This window comes from Brenneria rubrifaciens (assembly GCF_005484945.1).
Taxonomy (GTDB): Bacteria; Pseudomonadota; Gammaproteobacteria; order Enterobacterales; family Enterobacteriaceae; genus Brenneria; species Brenneria rubrifaciens.
In genome coordinates this window covers 74,932-95,590 of record NZ_CP034035.1, presented here as the reverse complement: position 1 = coordinate 95,590, position 20,659 = coordinate 74,932, and the positions used below count along the sequence as shown (strand labels likewise).

Genomic DNA, 20,659 nt, shown 5'->3' with positions numbered 1-20,659 from the left:
TTCGTGCGTCTCATCATGATAATTCAGCTGGATTTAAGCCACTGAAAAAATCATTGATATAATGTCGGCGTACCTATCCCTACTGCCATGAGATAAAAAAACGCGTGAAAACGAACCTGATCACCCGCGAAGGATACAACAAACTCAAAGCTGAACACGATCATCTCTGGAATGTAAAGCGGCCTGAGATCACCAAAATCGTGTCATGGGCGGCCAGCCTGGGAGATCGTTCTGAAAACGCCGACTACACCTATAACAAGCGGTTATTACGTCAGATCGACCGACGCGTTCGCTATCTGAGGAAATGCCTGAGCGAACTGCAAATTGTCGATTATTCCCCCCAGCAGGACGGCAAAGTTTTCTTCGGCGCCTGGGTTGTGATTGAAAACGAAGAGGGTCAGGTAAAGCGCTTTCGTATTGTCGGCCCGGATGAAATTTATGGCGATGTGAAAGATTATATCTCCATTGATTCCCCCATGGCGCGCGCCTTGCTGAAAAAAGAGGTCGATCAGGAAGTTACCGTCAATACGCCGCAAGGCGTTAAAGCGTGGTTTGTGAACGCCATTGAATACGTCAAGCCAGAACAGGAATAAACCGCTCGATCTCACAAAATCGGGCGTCGCTGAATCAACGGTATGATGCTCGCTCGCAATCATTACAACACGATACCTGCCGACATGTTCACCTCATTTATTTCTATACTGACATAAATGTGTCACTTCCATCCCTTACCTTTGCCATCAATGAGCTACGGAGAACGACCTATGTTTAGCTTAGATGCCATTCTGCAAGACCTAGCACCTCATCGTCATACGCCCCTCTGGCAAAAAACCCTACTACGAACGTTACTGTTCGAGAACGAAATCCAACAGTTTTCTCAGCGATACCCCTACCTCAAAGGGTTGGATCTGGTCGAGCAAATTCTGGATTACTTTCATCTCGACTGTGAGATGGTTGAAGGGGATTTGGAAAACATCCCCAGTCAGGGACCGGTGGTACTGGTTGCCAATCACCCGATTGGCTCACTGGACGGATTGGCGCTGCTACGCACGGTTGCCAGCGTCAGGCCGGACGTGCGTGTCGTGGCCAGCCAGTTGCTCTGTTACGTAGAACCGTTAAAAAACCTGTTCTTTTCCGTTGATAACTTTACTAACCGCACCAAGCGGCAACAATTTAACGCCATACAGCAATACCTGAATAATGACGGTGCGATTATCGTTTTCCCGGCTGGGGAAGTGTCCCGCATCAGCCTGAAAGGTATTCGCGACGGCCACTGGCACAACGGTTTTATCCGCATGGCGAGCAAAGCGCGCGCGCCCGTGGTTCCTATTCACATCAGCGGGCGTAACAGCAACCTGTTTTACCTCTCTTCGCTGATCTATCGGCCGCTCTCCACCCTGCTGCTGGTCAGGGAAATGTTTCGTCAGCAAGGACAAAGGCTCAAACTACGCATAGGCGCTCGCATCCCTTATGCCACCTGGAGCCAGGGCGACTGGCAGGCAAACGATCTTGCCGCCCGCTTTCGACGCCACGTTTATCGGTTGGGACAGGGAAAGCCCGGCTGTTTTTCCGGTGAGAAACCCATCGCCCTGGGCGAAGATCGCGTCATGTTGAAGCGGGCATTGGCGGAGTGCGAAATGCTGGGCACCACACCCGATGGAAAAATCGTCTACCTGTATCAGCGCGGCGAAGAAGACTACGTTCCGATCCTGCGCGAACTGGGACGTCTGCGGGAAATTGCCTTTCGCGCCGTCGGGGAAGGTTCCGGCCAGCGCCGCGATCTGGACAGTTACGATGATGATTATCTGCACCTGATTTTGTGGGACGAGCACGATCTGGAAATCGTCGGCGCCTATCGCTTTATCCCCACAGCGAAGCAGATTGCCGGGAAAGGGAAAAACGGTCTTTACAGCCACAGCCTGTTTCACTACGGCGAAGAGATGAATCCGATATTGGCGTCAGGTATTGAACTGGGGCGCAGTTTCATCCAGCCCAAATACTGGGGCAAACGCGGTCTGGACTACCTCTGGTTAGGCATTGGCGCTTATCTGGCGCGTTATCCGCAGTATCGATATTTATTCGGCCCGGTTTCGCTGTCCGGCACCCTGCCGCCAACGGCACGCGATTTGCTGATCGCCTTTTATCGTCTGCACTTCGCGCCGGACCAGTCACTGGCCCAATCCCGCCGTCCCTATCCGGCGTCGCTGCCTGATGTTCTGAAACAATTTGAAGGTAAGGATTATCAGCAGGATCTGACACGGCTGAAAAGCATGCTGGGCAATATGGGCTGCGCCATTCCCACCCTGTATAAACAGTATTCGGAAGTTTGCGAACCCGGCGGCGTACGGTTTATCGATTTTGGCATCGACCCAGACTTCAACAACTGTATCGACGGGCTGGTTCTGGTTGATTTGCAACAGCTTAAGGCCTCCCGTTACCAGCGTTATATCGCACCATTTGTTGATGAAAATGCTGCCGTAACGTCAAACGGGGATTAGAAGGAAAGCCGGAGGCACTGTCTTCAGCTTCCTGTTTTTGACTCTTCATAACATCAATTCACAATTTCACCTATCGCATACCGGTCCTGTTTGGCGTTATGGGTGTATGCTTTTTTCTAGTGCGCTGATTTGCGATCGGAAGATAGCCATTCATCAGACAAAGGCGATAAATTATGAAACAGACTGTTGCCGCATTAATCGCTAAGACTCTGGAAAGTGCCGGCGTAAAACGTATTTGGGGCGTAACCGGGGATTCGCTTAACGGATTGAGCGATAGCCTGAATCGCATGGGCACTATCGAATGGATGCCAACCCGCCATGAAGAGGTGGCGGCTTTTGCCGCAGGCGCAGAAGCGCAGATTAGCGGAGAACTGTCGGTTTGCGCCGGTTCTTGCGGACCGGGAAACCTGCATCTGATTAACGGTCTGTTTGACTGCCATCGTAATCGCGTTCCGGTACTCGCTATCGCCGCGCATATTCCTTCCAGTGAAATCGGCTCCGGCTACTTCCAGGAAACCCATCCGCAAGAGCTATTTCGCGAATGCAGCCACTACTGCGAGCTCGTCTCCAATCCCGAACAGTTGCCGCAGGTATTGGGTATCGCAATGCGTAAAGCGATCCTTGACCGCGGTGTTTCAGTGGTCGTGTTGCCTGGCGATGTGGCGCTAAAGCCCGCCCCCGAAGACGCGGTATCGAACTGGTATCCGCCGCAACAGCCTGTGATTCGGCCAAACGATGATGAATTGCGCAAGCTGGCCGACGTGTTGAATAAGGCAAAAAACATTACCCTGATGTGCGGCAGCGGTTGCGCTGACGCGCATGATGAAGTCGTGCAGTTGGCCGCTATGCTGAAATCGCCGGTGGTGCATGCATTGCGCGGCAAAGAATATATTGAATATGATAACCCGTATAGCGTCGGCATGACCGGCCTGATCGGTTTCTCATCCGGCTACCACGCAATGATGAACGCCGAGACGCTGGTGCTGCTGGGGACTAAATTCCCTTATCGCGCGTTCTATCCGGCCGGTGCCGACATTATTCAAATCGATATCAATCCCGGCAGTATTGGCGCGCACTGCCATGCTGATATGGCGCTGATTGGCGATATCAAATCCACGTTAACCGCCCTGTTGCCCCTGTTGGAAAACAAAACCCATCGCGCCTTTCTCGACAAGGCGTTGGAGCACTACGCCGACGCGCGCAAAGGGCTTGACGATTTGGCGACCGCGAATGATAAGCAAGCGATTCATCCGCAGTATCTGGCACAGCAGATCAGCCACTACGCGAGTGAAGACGCCATTTTCACCTGTGACGTGGGGACGCCGACGGTATGGGCCGCGCGCTATCTGAAAATGAACGGCAAGCGCCGTCTGATCGGCTCATTCAGCCACGGTTCGATGGCCAATGCGATGCCTCAAGCGCTGGGCGCACAATCGATCGACCGCAATCGCCAGGTCATCTCCATGAGCGGCGACGGCGGCTTCAGCATGCTGATGGGAGATTTTCTCTCTGTCGCACAGCTCAAACTGCCGGTAAAAATCGTGGTATTCAACAATAGCGTACTGGGGTTTGTCGCCTTGGAGATGAAAGCGGGCGGTTACCTGACCGACGGTACTGAACTCGTTAATCCTGACTTCGCTGCCATTGCCAACGCTTGCGGTGTCAAAGGCATTCGCGTGGAGAAAGCCTCCGAACTGAATGACGCGATTGAAGAAGCGTTTGCTTACGATGGCCCGGCTCTGCTTGATGTCATCACCGCCACCGAGGAACTGGTGATACCTCCCCAAATCAAACTGGATCAGGCAAAAGGCTTTAGCCTCTACATGATGCGGGCCATTATCAGCGGACGCGGCGATGAACTGATCGAACTGGCGAAAACCAATTGGTGGCGATAAACAGTATTGATGTCTGACGAGCGCCGCAGCGCCTGTTTCGCTACAGAAACACCAACAGCCGGTTTAGACAGAATGGCGCATCACACTTCCCTTGTTATTTATCCAGCCGGGACACATAGTCACGGCGAGGTTTACCGGTATAAATCTGACAAGGGCGGTAGATCTTCACTTCCGGCTGGTTGTGCATTTCATTCCAGTGCGCAATCCACCCGATGGTGCGCCCCACCGCGGAGATGACCGTAAACATCGACGGCGGCAGCCCCATCGCTTTAAGGATCACCGCGGTATAAAAATCCGCGCTGGGATACAGTTTTTTTTCCAGAAAATATGCATCTGTCATGGCAATGTGCTCCAGCTTAATCGCCACCTGAAGCAGGCTATCTTCCATGCCCAGTTCCGCCAGCACCTCGTCACAGGTTTTACGCAGAATGGCTGCCCGCGGGTCGAAATGCTGGTACACCGAATTGCCGAATCCCATTAGACGTAATACATTGCCCCCCTCTTTTGCGCGCTTCACAAACTCCGGGATGCGGTCCACGGTTTTAATCTCTTCCAGCATACGCATACAGTCTTCATTCGCGCCGCCGTGCATCGGCCCCCACATCGAAGCCAGCCCTGCGGCGATACAGGCAAACGGGTTGGCGCCGGAAGAGCCGGATGCTCTCACCGCCATGGTGGACGGACATTGACCGTGATCGGCATGCAGAATCAGAATGCGGTTCATCGCGCGTTCCAGTACCGGATTTACTTCATATTCTTCCGCCGGAACAGAAAACAGCATATGCAGGAAATTACCGGTATAAGATAAAGCATTGCGGGGATAGACGGATGGCTGCTCGACGGAATATTTGTAGCACATTGCCGCCAGCGTCGGCATTTTGGACAGCAGACGAACCGCAGCCAATTCACGATGCTCCGCGTCATCAATGTCCAGCACATCATGGTAGAATGCGGCCAGCGCCCCCACTACCGCACACATCAGCGCCATCGGATGCGCGTCGCGGCGAAACCCGCTGAACATACGCGCAATTTGTTCATGAATCAGGGTGTGGCGGGTAATATTGTTGGTAAATGCCTCAAATTCTTCCGGCGAAGGCGCCTCACCGTGCAGCAGAATGAAGCAGACCTCGGTAAAGTCGCACTGCTCCGCCAGTTGCTCAACCGGAAATCCCCGATGCAGCAACACGCTGTTCACCGCATCAATATAAGTAATGGCAGATTCACATCCGGCGGTGTTGGCAAAGCCGGGATCGTAGCTGCATAACCCCTGCGCGCCAAGCGGACGGATATCCACAGCCTGTTTCCCCATCACACCAGAACGCATTTCCAGCGTAATCTTTTCCTGTCCGTCTATCGCCAACGCAGACCGTCTTGCTGTCATAAATCGTTCTCCTGCCGAATGAATAATCGTCATCGCTGTAGCCAATATACCCGGTTAATCTTAATGTCGGTAATTGCAACCCGTCTGCCCTGAAGCCGCTGTCACACAATGACGGCCCCCGCCCGGTTTATTTAATACGCTAAAATCACCGATGGGTTGCAAGAATCTGACGTAATATTGACTCAGGTAAAATTTGTTGCCCGTGCAAGCGCCTAAAAACCGCCCCGCAGACACAATGGGAGACGGGCTGGCATTTTTCTTTCTCAATCCGTATAACTGTCCCACAGTTGCCCAACCCATTAATTGATGACTATCGATATCAGACCTATGAATGATTCATTAAGCCAGATTATCGCCAGCGAATTGCAGGCGCGAACGGAGCAAGTGGACGCCGCCGTCCGCCTGCTGGACGAAGGAAACACCGTCCCTTTTATCGCGCGTTACCGCAAGGAAGTGACCGGCGGGCTGGATGATACCCAGTTACGCTTGTTGGAAACCCGCCTGAGCTACCTGCGTGAACTGGACGATCGGCGCCAGACTATTCTGAAATCCATCAGCGAACAGGGAAAACTGACCGACCAACTCGCCGCCGCCATTAACCGAACTCTGAGCAAGACTGAACTGGAAGATCTCTACCTGCCGTACAAGCCCAAACGCCGCACCCGCGGACAGATAGCCATTGAAGCCGGTCTGGCGCCGTTGGCGGATAGCCTGTGGCAAGATCCCTCTCAGGAACCGGAACTGGCTGCTCAGGATTACATTGATGCTGAAAAAGGCGTAGCCGACACCAAAGCGGCGTTGGACGGCGCACGTTATATTCTGATGGAACGTTTCGCGGAAGACGCAGCGCTGTTGGCGAAGGTGCGAAACTATTTGTGGAAAAACGCGCATCTGGTATCCCGCGTGGTGGAAGGCAAAGAGGATGAAGGGGCGAAATTCCGCGATTATTTCGACCATCACGAACCCATTGCTCAGATGCCGTCCCACCGTGCGCTGGCGATGTTCCGCGGTCGCAATGAAGGCATTCTGCAACTGGCGCTGAACGCCGATCCGCAGTTTGAAGAAGCGCCGCGTGAAAGCCATTGCGAACAGATTATTATCGACCACCTGAACTTGCGTTTAGGTCATGCGGCGGCGGATAGCTGGCGGCGTGCGGTCATCAACTGGACGTGGCGCGTCAAAGTGCTGCTGCACCTTGAAACCGAACTGATGGCCGGCGTGCGGGAAAAAGCGGAAGACGAGGCGATCAATGTTTTCGCCCGCAACCTGCACGATTTGCTGATGGCGGCGCCGGCGGGCATGCGCGCCACCATGGGTCTCGATCCCGGTTTACGTACCGGTGTCAAAGTGGCGGTGGTGGACGCCACTGGCAAGCTGGTCGCCACCGACACGATCTATCCCCACACCGGCCAAGCAGCCAAAGCCGCGGCCATCGTCGCCGCCCTGTGCATTAAACATCAGGTTGAACTGGTGGCGATTGGCAACGGCACCGCCTCACGTGAAACCGAGCGCTTCTTCCTCGATACGCAAAAACAGTTCCCTGCTATCCAGGCGCAGAAAGTCATCGTGAGCGAAGCCGGGGCATCGGTGTATTCGGCCTCTGAACTGGCCGCGCAGGAGTTTCCCGATCTGGATGTATCCCTGCGCGGCGCGGTTTCCATTGCCCGCCGTTTGCAGGACCCGCTGGCCGAACTGGTGAAGATAGACCCGAAATCCATCGGTGTCGGTCAGTATCAGCATGACGTCAGCCAGAGTCTGCTGGCGAAAAAACTGGACGCGGTGGTGGAAGATTGTGTAAACGCCGTCGGCGTCGATCTGAATACCGCCTCCGTCGCGCTGTTGACCCGCGTTGCGGGCCTGACGCGCATGATGGCGCAGAACGTGGTGGCCTGGCGCGACGAACACGGCCGCTTCCGCAGCCGGGAACAGTTGCTGAAAGTCAGCCGGCTGGGGCCGAAAGCGTTTGAGCAGTGTGCGGGCTTTCTGCGCATTAATCAGGGCGACAACCCGCTGGACGCGTCCACCGTTCACCCGGAAGCCTACCCTATCGTGCAGCGCATTCTGGCCGCCACGGAGCAGGCGCTACAAGATCTGATGGGCAACCCCAGCGCCCTGCGCAGCCTGAAACCGGCCGATTTTACCGATGAGCGCTTTGGTGTGCCGACCGTTACCGACATCATCAAAGAGCTGGAGAAACCAGGCCGCGACCCGCGCCCCGAGTTCAAAACCGCCAACTTTGCCGATGGCGTGGAAACCATGAACGATCTGGTGCCGGGCATGATCCTGGAAGGGGCGGTCACCAACGTGACCAACTTCGGCGCATTTGTGGATATCGGCGTTCATCAGGACGGTTTGGTACACATTTCCTCTCTCGCCGACCGGTTCGTCGACGATCCCCACAAGGTGGTGAAAGCCGGGGATATCGTGAAGGTAAAGGTGATGGAAGTGGATCTGCAACGCAAGCGTATCGCACTGACGATGCGGCTGGACGAACAACCGGGCGACACCGCAGCACGACGAGGCGGCAACGGTAACGCACGCGACAACAATACGTCTGCGCGTTCAGGCGCAGGCAAACCCCGGCCTCGCCCAGCCACCCCATCCTCCGCGGGCAATAGCGCCATGAGTGATGCATTAGCGGCGGCGTTTAGGAAGCGCTGAATTGTAACGGTCATCGCGGTTCCGTTTCTCAGGGCTCTGCCACTCCATGATTATGACATGTTGTCAATCATCGGGTGGCAGCCGGTCAGAAACGATAATGACAAAACAAGGATAGGGTGGCATTACGCATTAGCTATGCCGAGCTGTCCAAATCCGCTATGCCAGCGCCGACACGAACTCAGAATATCGTCACTCCCCCCGCAGCGCCGCAGCGGGCGACTGTCGGTAAGACAGCATCGCAGGTATAGTCAGTACCGCGGCGGCAACCAACAGCAGAATCAGGACAAAAGTCACGTCTTCCTGTTCCAGCGTGACGGGCAGGACAAAACCACTCTTCTCACTCATGATCACGGCAATAACCCGTGCGGCGGCATACCCTATCGCAACGCCCAACATCACACCGATGCTGACCAGCGACATCAGCCCGCACCAGATGAGCGCGAAAACACCATAGCGCGGTGCGCCAAACGCCCGCAGCGCACCAATTTGCTTCTGCCGCTGTCTAAGATGGATCACGGCGACCATCGCCACGGCAACGCCAACCAGCCCCTGCGTACCCAGCGTGATATACGCCAGCAGTTCACGAATATCACCCAGAATACCGTAGAGTTTCACCAACACTTCCCCAGGGAAAACCGCCTGTGTCGTACTGTTGCGATACAGCGAGCGCAGTTGATACGCCCCGGCGATGCTCTTGGGTTTAACCACTATCGCCGGGACGCCCGCCTGACGCGCCCCCCCCTGTCCATCCGCGCCGGCCGGTTGGACATCATGCTGTTCATCCGTCTCGCTATGCTGAGCCGTGTCAGTTTCATGTGCATCGTCGGGCGGCTGAATGCCGTGCACCCGCCATACCGCATCCATCGGCGCCAGAATTGCCTTATCCCAGGCGCTGCCGTCCGGCGGCAGCACGCCGACGACCGTATACGTCACCGCATCATGGGCATGTACGCCCTCGGCTCCGACCTGCCCGTGAATCGGGCTGAATGTATCACCCGGCGTCAAACCCGTTTGTGCGCCCACCACGGCTTCAAATCCCTCGTTAAATACCCGCCCGGCAGCCAGCGGACGTTTACCGTTATCGGTCACCAGCAGCGGCGTTGTACCCACGATCGGCATCCCCTGATAGAAATCGCCGAAGGCAACCGGCGCAGCCCAGGCAACCAGCGGATTTTTCGTCAGATCATCCAGTATGCTGACGGGAATCAACGTCAGCGCTGACGGCTGTAAAAAAACCGACGACAGCACCAGTTGCGTTTCACTGCCCGGCGCGCCGACAACCAGATCAAAACGATCGGCGGCTTTGGCGCTACCCATACGCAGCGCTCTTTCCTGTAAACCAACGGAAATACTTAACGCCGTTGCCACGGCAATCAGCAGCACCACGACCAACACTCCCGGCCACAGACGCCGCCAGTCCACCCAAATAAGACGCCAGGGAATCATTGTCTTCCCTCCAGTGAAGTGTTGTCCGCCACCAGGCGCCCTTTTTCCAGTTGAATACGGCGGGTCATCTGCGCTGCCAGACGCATATCGTGGGTAATGGCGATCAGCGTGGCATGGTGGTTACGTGCCAGCGTAACCAGCAAATCGGCAATCTGCTCGCCGCTGTGCGAGTCCAGACTCGCCGTCGGTTCATCCGCAACCATGATTTCCGGGGCGCCGAGCAAGGCTCGGGCCACCGCTACCCGCTGTTTTTCGCCACGGGATAGCACATCAACCGGCCGTTTGCCGGTATTCAGCCCAACCTGTCCCAGCAAATCCGCAGCCCGCCGTCGGAGCGACGCAGGCACGCGCCAGTGATGAAACTGTGCGGGCAGCAATACGTTTTCCAGTGCATTCAAACCAGGGAAAAGATGGAAATCCTGCATCACCAGCCCGACATGTTTGGCTCGCCAACGATCCCGCCCCGCCTCATCAAGCAGTCGGATATCCTGCCGCGCCCATTGCACTCGGCCCTCGCCGCGGTTATCCATCCCGGTAATCGCATTGACCAGTGTGGTTTTACCGGAGCCGGACGGCCCCATGACGGCGACCTGTTCGCCAGCGTCAATACGCAGCATCGGGATATCCAGCACGGCGCCCGGCGTATCGGGGAATGTTACGCTCAGCCCCTGAATCAACAACTCGGCCATTGGCTCTCCTACAGGGTGTCGAAGGTCGCTTCCCGCAGCCTTAGCAAACTGACAAAGCCGGTTTCCGGATCGGTCCACGATCCATGCTCCAACACGCCTTCCACCTCAATCATGGTGTTGTTCTGTACGAAAGTTTGTCGTTTAGCCAGATAGACCACCACAATATCTTCCGGCCAGTCGGCATCGGAGGAACAGAAAGGGCAAAGGGCCATCGGCATTTTGGTTAACACGAAGAATTGAGATTCCGCTTTCAGGGGCGGCGCCATAAAACCGCGCATCTTCACCTGCTGGCCGGATAACGATTTAACCTCATCGGAAAACGTCAGCCCCAGCACGCCATAAGACGCGTAGAGCCGATCAAATGGGAGTTCGGACAACGCCGCTTTCACCGTTGTGCACAGCGACAGCAGCGCTACCATCAGTACCGCTTTCACCAAGATAAAAAGCGGGGTCTCCCCCGCCTGGTCGTATTTCACGTTATTCATATTGGGAAATTATTTTTTATCCTGCGGTTTTATCGCCAGCGAATCCACTATGACGCGGAACAATTCCGAGTTCTCCATATAACCCCGAATGCGCTCGGCGCCCGGTCCGCTGGCCTGAATCACCATGTCGTCCACGGAATGAACCCCGCTATCGACAGAACGCGGCAGGATACCTTCGCGGAACACCGCGCCCGGTACTTTTTCATAGGCTTTGTTCGCAACGTACTCATCTTTCTCGTTCTTAATGGCCGGCACAAAGGTGCCATCCAGTTTCGGACGGAAGGTTTCGTAGTAGTCAGGATAATTATTGAAGAAGACCGCCAGACGTTTGGAAACATTCACATCGTCAGGGTAACCGTCTTTATTGGCGTCTTTGTAATTCGGGTAGCCCGCGTCTTCATATACGCCGACTTTTTCACGCATCTCGGTGCCCGGTTTTTCATCATCAACCGTACCGATAATAGAAATGCCGTGCGTATGGTCGCCCGTCACGATGATCAGCGTATCCGGGTTTTTCTCGGCAAACTTCTGCGCCAGCGCCACCGACTGATCCAGCATGATGGTGTTATAGAACGAGCGTTCCCAGTCCAGCGGATGCGAAGCTTTGTCGATCAGCGCCGACTCCACCATCAGGAAGAAACCGTCCTTGTTTTTGGACAGCACATCCAGCGCCGCCTGCGTCATCTCGGTCAAATCCGGTTGGTTGGGGAACTTTTTGGTGACATCATTTTTCAGGAATCGGCGGTCCAGCACGCCGTCCATGTTGCCGGTGTGAAACAGCCCCAGCACTTTGGTGGCTTGCGAAGCATTCTTCTTCAGGGTGTCAGCATCGGTCGCCAGCGCATAACCTGCCTGCTGGAATTTTTCCACGTAGTTGTTTTCGTCTTTACGTTTGGAGCCCGGCGTACTCTTGGGCAGGAAATAGGCCGAACCGCCGCCCAGGATTACGCTGGGCTGCACGTCATAGAACATCTTGACGATTTCAGCTTTATCAGAGCGGCGACGGGTATGAGACACCACGGCGGCCGGGGTCGCATCTTCAAGCTCGGCGTCGCTGACCACACCGACGGACATTTTGGTGGAACGGGTAATCAATTCGCCCAGCGTTTCCTGTTTCGGGTGCTCCAGCGAGTTTTTACTGCGGCTGACATAAACCCCCAGCGCATTCACGCCGGATTTATGGCCCGTCATATAGGCGCTCATGGTATTGGCGCTGTCCGCCGCGATAGAGTCCGTACTGGATGTCCCGGCGAAGGCCATGTATTGCAGGTCGTCGATCGCCAGACGGCCGTCCGCTTTCCCTTCCGTCACGCCTTTGGACAGAATACGCGCTCCGGTGCGGTGGGCAACGGAAAGACCATCGCCGATAAACAGAATCACATTCTTAGCTTTGCGCTTGCCGGGCGTTTGATAAACGTCCCAGGTTACCTGTGTTTTCTTACCGTTGGCCTCGGCTTCCACCACATATTTACCCGCGGCCGACAAATTCACATCCCGCAGCCACACGGTGGAGGCGTTTCCGCCATCTTCACGTTCCACAAACGTGGCGGATTTTCCCAGCACCTGCTGGTAATCCTTGCCATTGATCAGAATGCGGATATCTTGCGGCTTGAGTACTTCATCGAACTCGACTTTAAAATCGAATTTGCCGCCGGCCAGCATGGTGGCGCGGTCGATAGGATAAATGGCTTGAGCCTGCGTCATTGCTGGTATAGCGGTAGAAAACAGTAAAGGCAGTAACCAACGAGCTTTCATCGTGATGTCCTTGATTGCAGAATTAGCAGGAGATAACGTAGTTACTTTTTTTTACAGTTTTATGAATTGATGCATAAATTCTCCAGCCGGACGTGCCCGGCTAGCGCGTCTTCTCTTTCAACGGGAAACGTCGGCGAACGAGCACGAAAAACAGCGGGACAAAAAAGATGGCGAGGAACGTCGCAGATACCATCCCGCCGATCACGCCGGTTCCTACCGCATGTTGACTGGCCGATCCTGCGCCGCCGCTGGTCGCCATCGGCAATACGCCGAAAATAAACGCCAGCGACGTCATCAATATTGGCCTTAGCCGCTGACGAGACGCTTCCAGCGTCGCTTCAACCAGATCCTTGCCTTTTTGGTTCATTTCGTTGGCAAATTCCACAATCAGAATGGCGTTCTTTGCAGAAAGCCCGACCACCGTCAACAGTCCCACCTGAAAATACACATCGTTTTCCAGCCCGCGCGCCCAGGTAGCAACCAGCGCGCCCAGCACCCCAAGCGGCACGACCAGCATCACCGAGAAAGGTATGGTCCAGCTTTCATACAGCGCGGCCAGACACAGAAACACCACCAGCAGCGAAACCGCATACAGCGCTGGCGCCTGCGCGCCGGTCAGCCGTTCCTGAAAGGACATGCCCGTCCATTGCAGCCCGATCCCCGGCGGTAATTTGGCCACCAGCGATTCCATGATATCCATAGCTGTACCGGTACTGACGCCCGGCGCGGCCTCCCCGACAATCTCCAGCGATGCGTAGCCATTATAGCGCTCCAGCCGGGGGGAGCCGGTCTCCCAGACCGTCTGCGCAAACGCGCTGAAGGGCACCATGCCCCCGCTGCTGTTGCGGACGTACCACTTACTCACATCATCCGGTAGCATGCGGTACTTCGCCGCCGCCTGAACATAGACCTTTTTCACCCGCCCGCGGTCAAGAAAATCATTCACATAGGTAGAACCCCAGCCGGTTTTCAGCGTGTTGTTGATATCGTCAACCGAGACGCCCAATGCCCGCGCCTTGCGTTGATCGATATGAATCCGCAACTGTGCGCTGTCGTCCAGACCGTTATGACGTACGCGCGTCAAATCGGCATTCTCCCCGGCCATGTTCAACAGTTGATCTCGCGCCTGCATAAACTGTTCATGTCCCAGCCCGGCGTGATCCTGCAACTGCATGGCGAACCCCGCCGAGTTGCCCAATCCGTTGATGGACGGCGGGCTACTGGCGATGACCCGCGCTTCGCTGATGTCGCGAAATGCCCGGGTGGCGCGTTCGATAATGGCAAACGCACTGCGCTCCGAGCCAGAACGCTCACTCCAATCCTTGAGCCGGACAAACAGGCGCGCCACATTTTGCCCGTTGCCGCCCGGCCCGGAACCGATCGTGGAAAAGACCGATGTCACGTTGTCTTTTTCTTGCGTGAGGTAATATTGCTCGATCTTGTTGACCACCTGTAGGGTTTGCTGCTGCGTCGCGCCCGGCGGCAGTTGCACCTGGGTGGTGAAAATAGCCCGATCTTCCTGTGGCAGAAAAGAGGTCGGCAGTTTGAGAAACAGGAACGCCATAATGCCGATAATGCCCAGATAAAGCAGCAGCCAGCGACCGCCGTTAACCAGAATGTTGCCCACGCCTCGCTCATAGCGCAGCGCATTGCGGGTGAAACTGCGGTTGAACCAGCCAAAAAATCCCTTACGGCCGTGATGCTGACCTTTGGCAAGCGGCTTGAGCAGGGTGGCGCACAGCGCGGGCGTCAGGATCATCGCCACCAGCACCGACAGAATCATAGAGGTCACGATGGTAATTGAAAACTGGCGGTAGATCGCCCCGGTGGTGCCGCCAAAAAACGCCATCGGCACAAACACCGCCGACAGCACCAGCGCAATCCCCACCAATGCGCCTTGCACCTGCCCCATCGATTTGCGTGTCGCTTCTCGCGGCGAAAGTCCTTCCTCGCTCATCACCCGTTCGACGTTCTCCACCACCACAATGGCATCGTCCACCAGCAGGCCGATGGCCAGCACCATCGCAAACATGGTCAGAGTGTTCAGGCTGAATCCGCAGAGATAAAGCACGGCAAACGTCCCGAGCAACACCACCGGCACCGCGATAGTCGGGATCAGCGTGGCGCGAAAATTTTGCAAAAACAGGTACATCACCAGAAAAACCAACAGAATCGCTTCGAACAGGGTTTTCACCACATCGGTGATGGAGGCTTTGACAAAAGGAGAGGTTTCAAAAGCGATTCTGGCTTCCAGCCCGTGCGGAAAATAGGCCGACAGCTCCGCGATACGCGCCCTGACGCGCTTATCCGTCTCCAGCTCGTTGGCTCCGGAGGCGAGCTTTACTCCCAGCCCGGAGGCGGCCTGACCGTTATAGCGGCTGAGGAAATCATAACGCTCGGCGCCCAGCTCCACCTCCGCCACATCGCCCAGCGTCACAGCGGAACCATCCTGATTCACTCGCAGGGTGATATCGCGAAACTGCTGCGGCGTCTGTAGCAACGACTGGGCATTGATGGCGGCATTGAGCGCCTGGTTATCCACCGACGGCACACCGCCCACCTGCCCCACCGAAACCTGGCTGTTCTGCGACTCGATGGTTTGCACCACATCTTCGGTGGTCAGGGCGTAATCCACCATCTTATGCGGATTAAGCCAGATGCGCATCGCATACTGCGACCCGTAGGCGTCCACTTCCCCCACGCCGCTGATACGGCTGATGGGCTCCTGAATATTGGTCGCCACATAATCGGCGATGTCCTGTTTATCCATACTGCCGTCGGTAGACACAAACGCAATCATCAGAATATTGGTTTCGCCGGTCTTACTGACCGTTACACCTTGCTGCTGCACATCCTGCGGGAGTTTACGAATGGCGGACTGTAACTGGTTTTGCACCTGCTGGCGGGCTTCATTGGGATTAGTGCCGGCATCAAACGTGAGCGTGATTCTGGCTTGCCCGGTGCCGCTGCTCTCAGAAGTCATGTACATCAGGTTATCCAACCCTGTCATACTCTGCTCGATAACCTGCGTAACGGTGTTTTCAAGGGTCTGCGCCGACGCGCCAGGGTAGTTGGCGGTGATGCGCACGCTGGGCGGCGCGAGATCAGGATACTGTTCAAGAGGCAGCGCTTTAATCGCCAGCATACCGCACAGGCAGAGAAGAATAGCCAGCACCCACGCAAAAATCGGGCGATCGATAAAAAAACCTGCCATCTCTTTCAAACTCCTCAGCCATATTTCGAAGTGGTGAATTCATGAACAGCTTATATGGGTAGAGGCAGGCCAACCTCATGACCGCAGAGTGATTAAACACCTTACCTGTAAGGGCTGGTGAAATCGTGGAGAAATTGAGGAGAAAATGTAAATTATCGTCGTTTATACGTCAGCAAACGCCGTTACCGCCTCAACAAACGCCCCAGGGTGGGAAATAAACGGCGCGTGCGCCGCTTTAGGGATCACGCAGGATGACGAGTTCGGCCAGCGTTCATCCAGCAAACCGGCCACCTTACGCGGCACCAGCCCATCCAGCGCGCCATACAGCCGCAGGAATGGCAGCGGCAGCGAGGCCAGCGGTTGACGCAAGTCCACCTGGCGGAGGATCTCCAGCCCGCCATTCAGCACGTCAACTGGCGGCATGGGGTACTCCAGCACCACGCGTTTTAATAAACGGGCGTCCTGCCGGGCGCTGTTCGTCCCCAGCGTTTGCAAAGCCAGAAATCGCTCGACCGTACGTTGAAAATCATCGCTGAGCTGATGCTGAAATCCATGCAACACCTCCGGTTTGATACCCGGCCAGTCATCCCGCGCACTAAAACAGGGGGATGACGCCACCGTCACCAGCCCCGTCACCCGCTGCGGCGCACTTAACGCCACCTGACTGGCAACCAGACCGCCGAGCGACCACCCAAGCCAGAAGGCTCGCGCCGGCGCCTGCGCCAGAACAATGTCCGCCATCGCTGCCAACGATAAAGGACCGAACCCCTGACTTCTACCATAGCCGGGCAGATCCACCAGATGCAGGCGAAAATGCGACGCCAGCCGCGATGAAATGCAATGCCAAACCTGGGCATTCAGTCCCCAGCCGTGCAGCAGCACAAGTTCCGTTTTTCCTGAGCCTTCAGTCTGCCAATACAACGATGTCATCAGTTATCTTCCTGCCTTCGGGAACGCACGTCTTTATCATTTCAGGGAAAACGCTATGTTAACCATCGCTGCCCACTGCTGGCTATGCCGATTACCGCTTTATCATAGTCAACACGGTATCTGCTCGTTTTGCCAACGTCATTTGCCTCCCCGCCCCTTGTGTTGTCCTCGCTGCGGCCTGCCGGCCGCCGATCCGACCCGACAATGCGGCCGCTGTCTGCGACGACCACCGCCGTGGCAGGCGATAACTTTTGTTGGAGACTACACTCCGCCATTCAACACGCTGCTGAAACTGTTTAAATTTCATGGTAAAACGGAGCTGGCTTCCGTCCTGGCCCGACAGATTTTGTTAGCCTGGTTGAGCAACCACCGGGAGTACGCCTTGCGGTCGACCGCGCCATCATGCCGACCTGACGTTCTGGTTACCGTGCCTCTGCATAGAAGGCGTCAGTGGTTGCGCGGCTTTAACCAAACGGAACTGTTGGCGCGACCTCTGGCATATTGGCTGGGTTGCGCCTATGCGCCGCGGGCGATTCGCCGTCTGCGCCAAACCCGCATTCAGCAAACGCTCAGCGCCGGCGCGCGGCGTAAAAATCTGCGGGGGGCGTTTGTCTGTCCGGCGTCGTTGACGGGCAAGCAGGTCGTGCTACTGGACGATGTGGTCACGACGGGCAGTACCGCCGCGGAAATCAGCCGCTTGCTGCTGGCTCAAGGCGCGAGCCGCGTTGAGGTGTGGTGTTTGTGCCGCACCTTGTAGTTCGGGGGAGGATGGGCGTATTATAACCAATAAGTGCAGTCAACCATTGAGTTTACTATTATGATCCGTATTACTGACGCTGCGCAGGAACACTTTGTGAAACTGCTGGCAAAACAGGAAGAAGGTACACAGATTCGTGTTTTCGTCATTAATCCCGGCACCCCGAATGCGGAGTGCGGCGTGTCTTATTGCCCGCCGGATGCCGTGGAAGCCAGCGATACCGAACTGAAATTCGAAAAAATTTCCGCGTATGTGGACGAGCTCAGCGCCCCTTATCTGGAAGACGCTGAAATCGACTTTGTAACCGATCAGTTAGGTTCTCAACTGACGCTGAAAGCGCCAAACGCAAAGATGCGAAAAGTGGACGACGACGCGCCGCTGATTGAGCGTGTGGAATATGTATTGCAATCACAGATTAACCCGCAATTGGCAGGTCACGGCGGCAAAGTCACCTTGATGGAAATCACCGACGATGGTCTGGCGATCCTGCAATTCGGCGGCGGCTGTAATGGCTGTTCAATGGTCGACTACACGCTGAAAGAAGGGATTGAGAAAGAACTGCTGCAAAAATTCCCTGAGTTGAAAGGCGTTCGCGACCTCACCGAGCACCAGCGCGGCGAGCACTCTTACTACTGATCTTTGTCAATTATTGACGGTCTGGGAGCGATGCGCCTGGACCTGAGACAGCGATCTTTCCGGTTTCTTCAATCCAAGATTCATTTTTCAAACTTTAGGCTAACACGCACCTTATCGGCACGTTAAATGCCTCAAAGCTGGCGCGTCCAGCTACGTTTATTTCCGTACGGCTTAGCCTGAGACATATCCGCCTCATAGCGCTTTTACGCCGGAGGGAAAACAACATCACTTCACGGGCACGCCGCGCCGTAAATCTATATCCCGGATCAGCCGTTCCAGATAACGATCGGAAAAGATGGATTCCAGCGTACGGGTCAGCTTACGCCGCCAGTTGGGATACGACTGATGGGTGCCGGGTACGTTGACCGGCGTCGCCATATCCAGCCAGTCTTCGAGTTGAAAACCCACCAGCGCGCTGGCGCTGTCGGCGATGTAACGCTGAACGCCCCGATTAAGCGGCGCGCCCATGGTCGTCAACGCGGAATTTCGCCCCACTCTCTGCGGCAACAGACCGTTCCGATGCAGCGTATCCAACAACCCCTGCTTGACGTTTTCACGCAGTTGGATCTGCTCTTGTAAGCGCTCAGGGTTCGGATACAACCCCAGATCTTTGCCCAGCGACAAATCCACCGCCTGCCAGAAGCCGCGCAACGTAGGCAGATCGTGCGTCGTGATGGTCGCCATTGACTGACGAGGGTAGTCAGCGGGCGAACGGAAAACGTTTTTATCATCCTTCTCAAAGAACAGCACTTTATAAGAATACACCCCGAAATCCTGCAACTTGCTGACAATCTCTTTCGGCACCGTTCCTAAATCCTCGCCGATCACCAGACAACGGTTTCGCTGACTCTCAAGCGCCAGCACAGCCAGCAGGTCATCCACCGGATAATAAACATAAGCCCCGTTCACTGCGGATTCCGGCTTGGGTATCCACCACAGCCGCAGCAACGCCATCACATGATCGATGCGCAGCGCGCCACAATGCGCCATATTGCTGCGTAACACATCAATAAAAGGCTGATAGCCGCGAGTCTGCATCATGTTGGGATTCATCGGCGCCAGTTGCCAGTTTTGTCCTTGCGGCCCCAGCGGATCGGGCGGTGCGCCGATGGAGGCTTCCAGGCAGTAAAGCTGACGTTCGTCCCAGGTTTCCGCGCCACCCTGCGCCACGCCGACTGCCAAATCGCGATACAGACCAATCGGCAAGCCGAGCTGTTTACTGTGGGCAAAGCACTCCGCCAACTGCTCGTAAGCCAGCCATTGCAGCCAACAATAAAACGTAATCTCATCAGCGTGCTCCTGGCGAAAGGACTTCACCGTCTCGCCGTGCACATCATGATACCGGGCGGGCCACTGGTTCCAGTCCGCATAGTTGTCGCCCTGACGTTTCAGGTAAGCCTGTAATGCATCAAAGGTGGCCTGCAACTGTAAACTCTGCCCGCCGTTGAACACAAACTGGCGGAACGCGGCGATCCGCGGATCTAGCGAACTCCGGTTGTTAAAATAGCGAAAGGCCAGCCGCAGCGCGGTGAGTTTCAGCGTCATCACCGATTCATACTTGACCCAGCGCGCCGCGCGCAGCGTCGTTATCGCATGCTGGGTATCCTCAAGCCGCCACCACTGCTGTGCTTCAATGCTCTGCTGAAAATCGTCCACCCGGTTAACATCGATATAAATCACGTTCAGCCAGTGGCGGGAAGAAGGGCTATAAGGGCTGGCCGCTTCAGGATTGGCCGGATACAGAGAGTGCAGCGGATTGAGGCCGACGTACACACCGCCACGGCGGGCAATCTGCTCGACCAACTGGCGCAAATCACCAAAATCGCCAATGCCCCAGTTAGTTTGTGAGCGCAGCGTGTAAAGTTGGACGGTAACGCCCCACCAGCGTTTGCCCTGCTGAATGGCATCCGGCTCATAGCAGCGCGGCGGCGCCACGATAATTCGGCACGACCAGCGCCGATCCGCCTGCGTTAGCGTCAGATGGTGATATCCAAGGGGCAGGGCCGCCGGGAGCGACAGCATCGTCCCGCCCGTCATCCGCCCCTGAACCTGTCCACCGTTTTCATACATCAGCACCCAGTCAAATTCGCCGCTGCCGGTAATTGCAATAACGGCGTGCCGTCCCTGAAGAAAAACTTTTACCGGAGGCAAAGGCGCATCCTCACTTCCAGACACATCCATCATCGCCAGAAGCTTATCCCTGATCGGTGCCTCGACAAGATGTTCATTGCCGTAGGCATCTGTATATTTTTCTGCAATACCTGTCTGCTGGATTGCCGGTTTATCCACCTTGAATACCCTCTTCCATTTTC

The 20,659-nt window shown here is 55.8% G+C and carries 14 protein-coding genes; 6 read left to right on the top strand and 8 right to left on the bottom strand.

The window, feature by feature from the left end; translation table 11 throughout:
• The first annotated feature begins 104 nt into the window (after positions 1-104).
• From greB to poxB, 3 genes are all read left to right on the top strand, one after another.
• Positions 105-593 (top strand): transcription elongation factor GreB, encoded by a 489-nt coding sequence (gene greB, locus EH207_RS00375; RefSeq protein ID WP_137712249.1) that lies wholly within the window; start codon positions 105-107, stop codon positions 591-593.
• 171 nt (positions 594-764) lie between these two features.
• Positions 765-2,498, top strand: a complete 1,734-nt coding sequence (gene olsF, locus EH207_RS00370; protein WP_137712248.1) for a bifunctional ornithine lipid synthase OlsF — start codon at positions 765-767, stop codon at positions 2,496-2,498.
• Positions 2,499-2,671: 173 nt separating this feature from the next.
• Positions 2,672-4,393: a ubiquinone-dependent pyruvate dehydrogenase gene (poxB, locus tag EH207_RS00365; protein WP_137712247.1), complete on the top strand. Its 1,722-nt coding sequence runs from the start codon at positions 2,672-2,674 to the stop codon at positions 4,391-4,393.
• Between the two features lie 94 nt (positions 4,394-4,487).
• Here the strand turns inward: poxB and EH207_RS00360 are convergent, their stop codons facing one another.
• Positions 4,488-5,774, bottom strand: a complete 1,287-nt coding sequence (locus tag EH207_RS00360; RefSeq protein WP_137712246.1) for a citrate synthase — start codon at positions 5,772-5,774, stop codon at positions 4,488-4,490.
• Positions 5,775-6,101: 327 nt separating this feature from the next.
• Here EH207_RS00360 and EH207_RS00355 point away from each other — a divergent pair, with 327 nt between their 5' ends.
• Complete coding sequence (locus EH207_RS00355; RefSeq protein ID WP_137712245.1) at positions 6,102-8,435, top strand: Tex family protein; 2,334 nt, start codon at positions 6,102-6,104, stop codon at positions 8,433-8,435.
• A 189-nt stretch (positions 8,436-8,624) separates the two neighbouring features.
• Here EH207_RS00355 and EH207_RS00350 read toward each other — a convergent pair whose 3' ends face one another.
• The 6 genes from EH207_RS00350 to bioH form a co-directional block, all read right to left on the bottom strand.
• Positions 8,625-9,881, bottom strand: a complete 1,257-nt coding sequence (locus tag EH207_RS00350; protein WP_137712244.1) for an ABC transporter permease — start codon at positions 9,879-9,881, stop codon at positions 8,625-8,627.
• Positions 9,878-10,570, bottom strand: coding sequence for an ABC transporter ATP-binding protein (locus EH207_RS00345; RefSeq protein WP_137712243.1), 693 nt, complete (start codon positions 10,568-10,570; stop codon positions 9,878-9,880). The genes EH207_RS00350 and EH207_RS00345 overlap by 4 nt, the downstream gene beginning before the upstream one ends.
• Positions 10,571-10,578: 8 nt before the next feature.
• Positions 10,579-11,055, bottom strand: coding sequence for a hypothetical protein (locus EH207_RS00340; RefSeq protein WP_137712242.1), 477 nt, complete (start codon positions 11,053-11,055; stop codon positions 10,579-10,581).
• A gap of 9 nt (positions 11,056-11,064) precedes the next feature.
• Positions 11,065-12,810 (bottom strand): alkaline phosphatase, encoded by a 1,746-nt coding sequence (locus tag EH207_RS00335; protein WP_137712241.1) that lies wholly within the window; start codon positions 12,808-12,810, stop codon positions 11,065-11,067.
• Between the two features lie 100 nt (positions 12,811-12,910).
• Positions 12,911-16,024: a multidrug efflux RND transporter permease AcrD gene (acrD, locus tag EH207_RS00330; RefSeq protein WP_137712240.1), complete on the bottom strand. Its 3,114-nt coding sequence runs from the start codon at positions 16,022-16,024 to the stop codon at positions 12,911-12,913.
• Between the two features lie 162 nt (positions 16,025-16,186).
• A complete protein-coding gene (gene bioH / locus EH207_RS00325) occupies positions 16,187-16,954 on the bottom strand; it encodes a pimeloyl-ACP methyl ester esterase BioH (RefSeq protein ID WP_137712239.1) in 768 nt (255 codons plus the stop codon).
• 55 nt (positions 16,955-17,009) lie between these two features.
• On the opposite strand from bioH, the gene gntX reads away from it, so the two are divergent.
• Positions 17,010-17,711 carry a DNA utilization protein GntX gene (gene gntX, locus EH207_RS00320; RefSeq protein WP_137712238.1) on the top strand — a complete coding sequence of 234 codons (702 nt, stop codon included), beginning with the start codon at positions 17,010-17,012 and terminating at the stop codon, positions 17,709-17,711.
• A 60-nt stretch (positions 17,712-17,771) separates the two neighbouring features.
• Positions 17,772-18,347, top strand: coding sequence for a Fe-S biogenesis protein NfuA (nfuA, locus tag EH207_RS00315; RefSeq protein WP_137712237.1), 576 nt, complete (start codon positions 17,772-17,774; stop codon positions 18,345-18,347).
• Between the two features lie 225 nt (positions 18,348-18,572).
• Here nfuA and malQ read toward each other — a convergent pair whose 3' ends face one another.
• Positions 18,573-20,636 (bottom strand): 4-alpha-glucanotransferase, encoded by a 2,064-nt coding sequence (gene malQ, locus EH207_RS00310; RefSeq protein ID WP_175413610.1) that lies wholly within the window; start codon positions 20,634-20,636, stop codon positions 18,573-18,575.
• Positions 20,637-20,659: the final 23 nt, after the last annotated feature.

Coding starts and splice junctions, on each gene's coding strand:
- olsF (WP_137712248.1), top strand. CDS start 765: ATGTTTAGCTTAGATGCCATTCTGCAAGACCTAGCACCTCATCGTCAT.
- poxB (WP_137712247.1), top strand. CDS start 2,672: ATGAAACAGACTGTTGCCGCATTAATCGCTAAGACTCTGGAAAGTGCC.
- EH207_RS00360 (WP_137712246.1), bottom strand. CDS start 5,774: ATGACAGCAAGACGGTCTGCGTTGGCGATAGACGGACAGGAAAAGATT.
- EH207_RS00355 (WP_137712245.1), top strand. CDS start 6,102: ATGAATGATTCATTAAGCCAGATTATCGCCAGCGAATTGCAGGCGCGA.
- EH207_RS00350 (WP_137712244.1), bottom strand. CDS start 9,881: ATGATTCCCTGGCGTCTTATTTGGGTGGACTGGCGGCGTCTGTGGCCG.
- EH207_RS00345 (WP_137712243.1), bottom strand. CDS start 10,570: ATGGCCGAGTTGTTGATTCAGGGGCTGAGCGTAACATTCCCCGATACG.
- EH207_RS00340 (WP_137712242.1), bottom strand. CDS start 11,055: ATGAATAACGTGAAATACGACCAGGCGGGGGAGACCCCGCTTTTTATC.
- EH207_RS00335 (WP_137712241.1), bottom strand. CDS start 12,810: ATGAAAGCTCGTTGGTTACTGCCTTTACTGTTTTCTACCGCTATACCA.
- acrD (WP_137712240.1), bottom strand. CDS start 16,024: ATGGCAGGTTTTTTTATCGATCGCCCGATTTTTGCGTGGGTGCTGGCT.
- bioH (WP_137712239.1), bottom strand. CDS start 16,954: ATGACATCGTTGTATTGGCAGACTGAAGGCTCAGGAAAAACGGAACTT.
- gntX (WP_137712238.1), top strand. CDS start 17,010: ATGTTAACCATCGCTGCCCACTGCTGGCTATGCCGATTACCGCTTTAT.
- nfuA (WP_137712237.1), top strand. CDS start 17,772: ATGATCCGTATTACTGACGCTGCGCAGGAACACTTTGTGAAACTGCTG.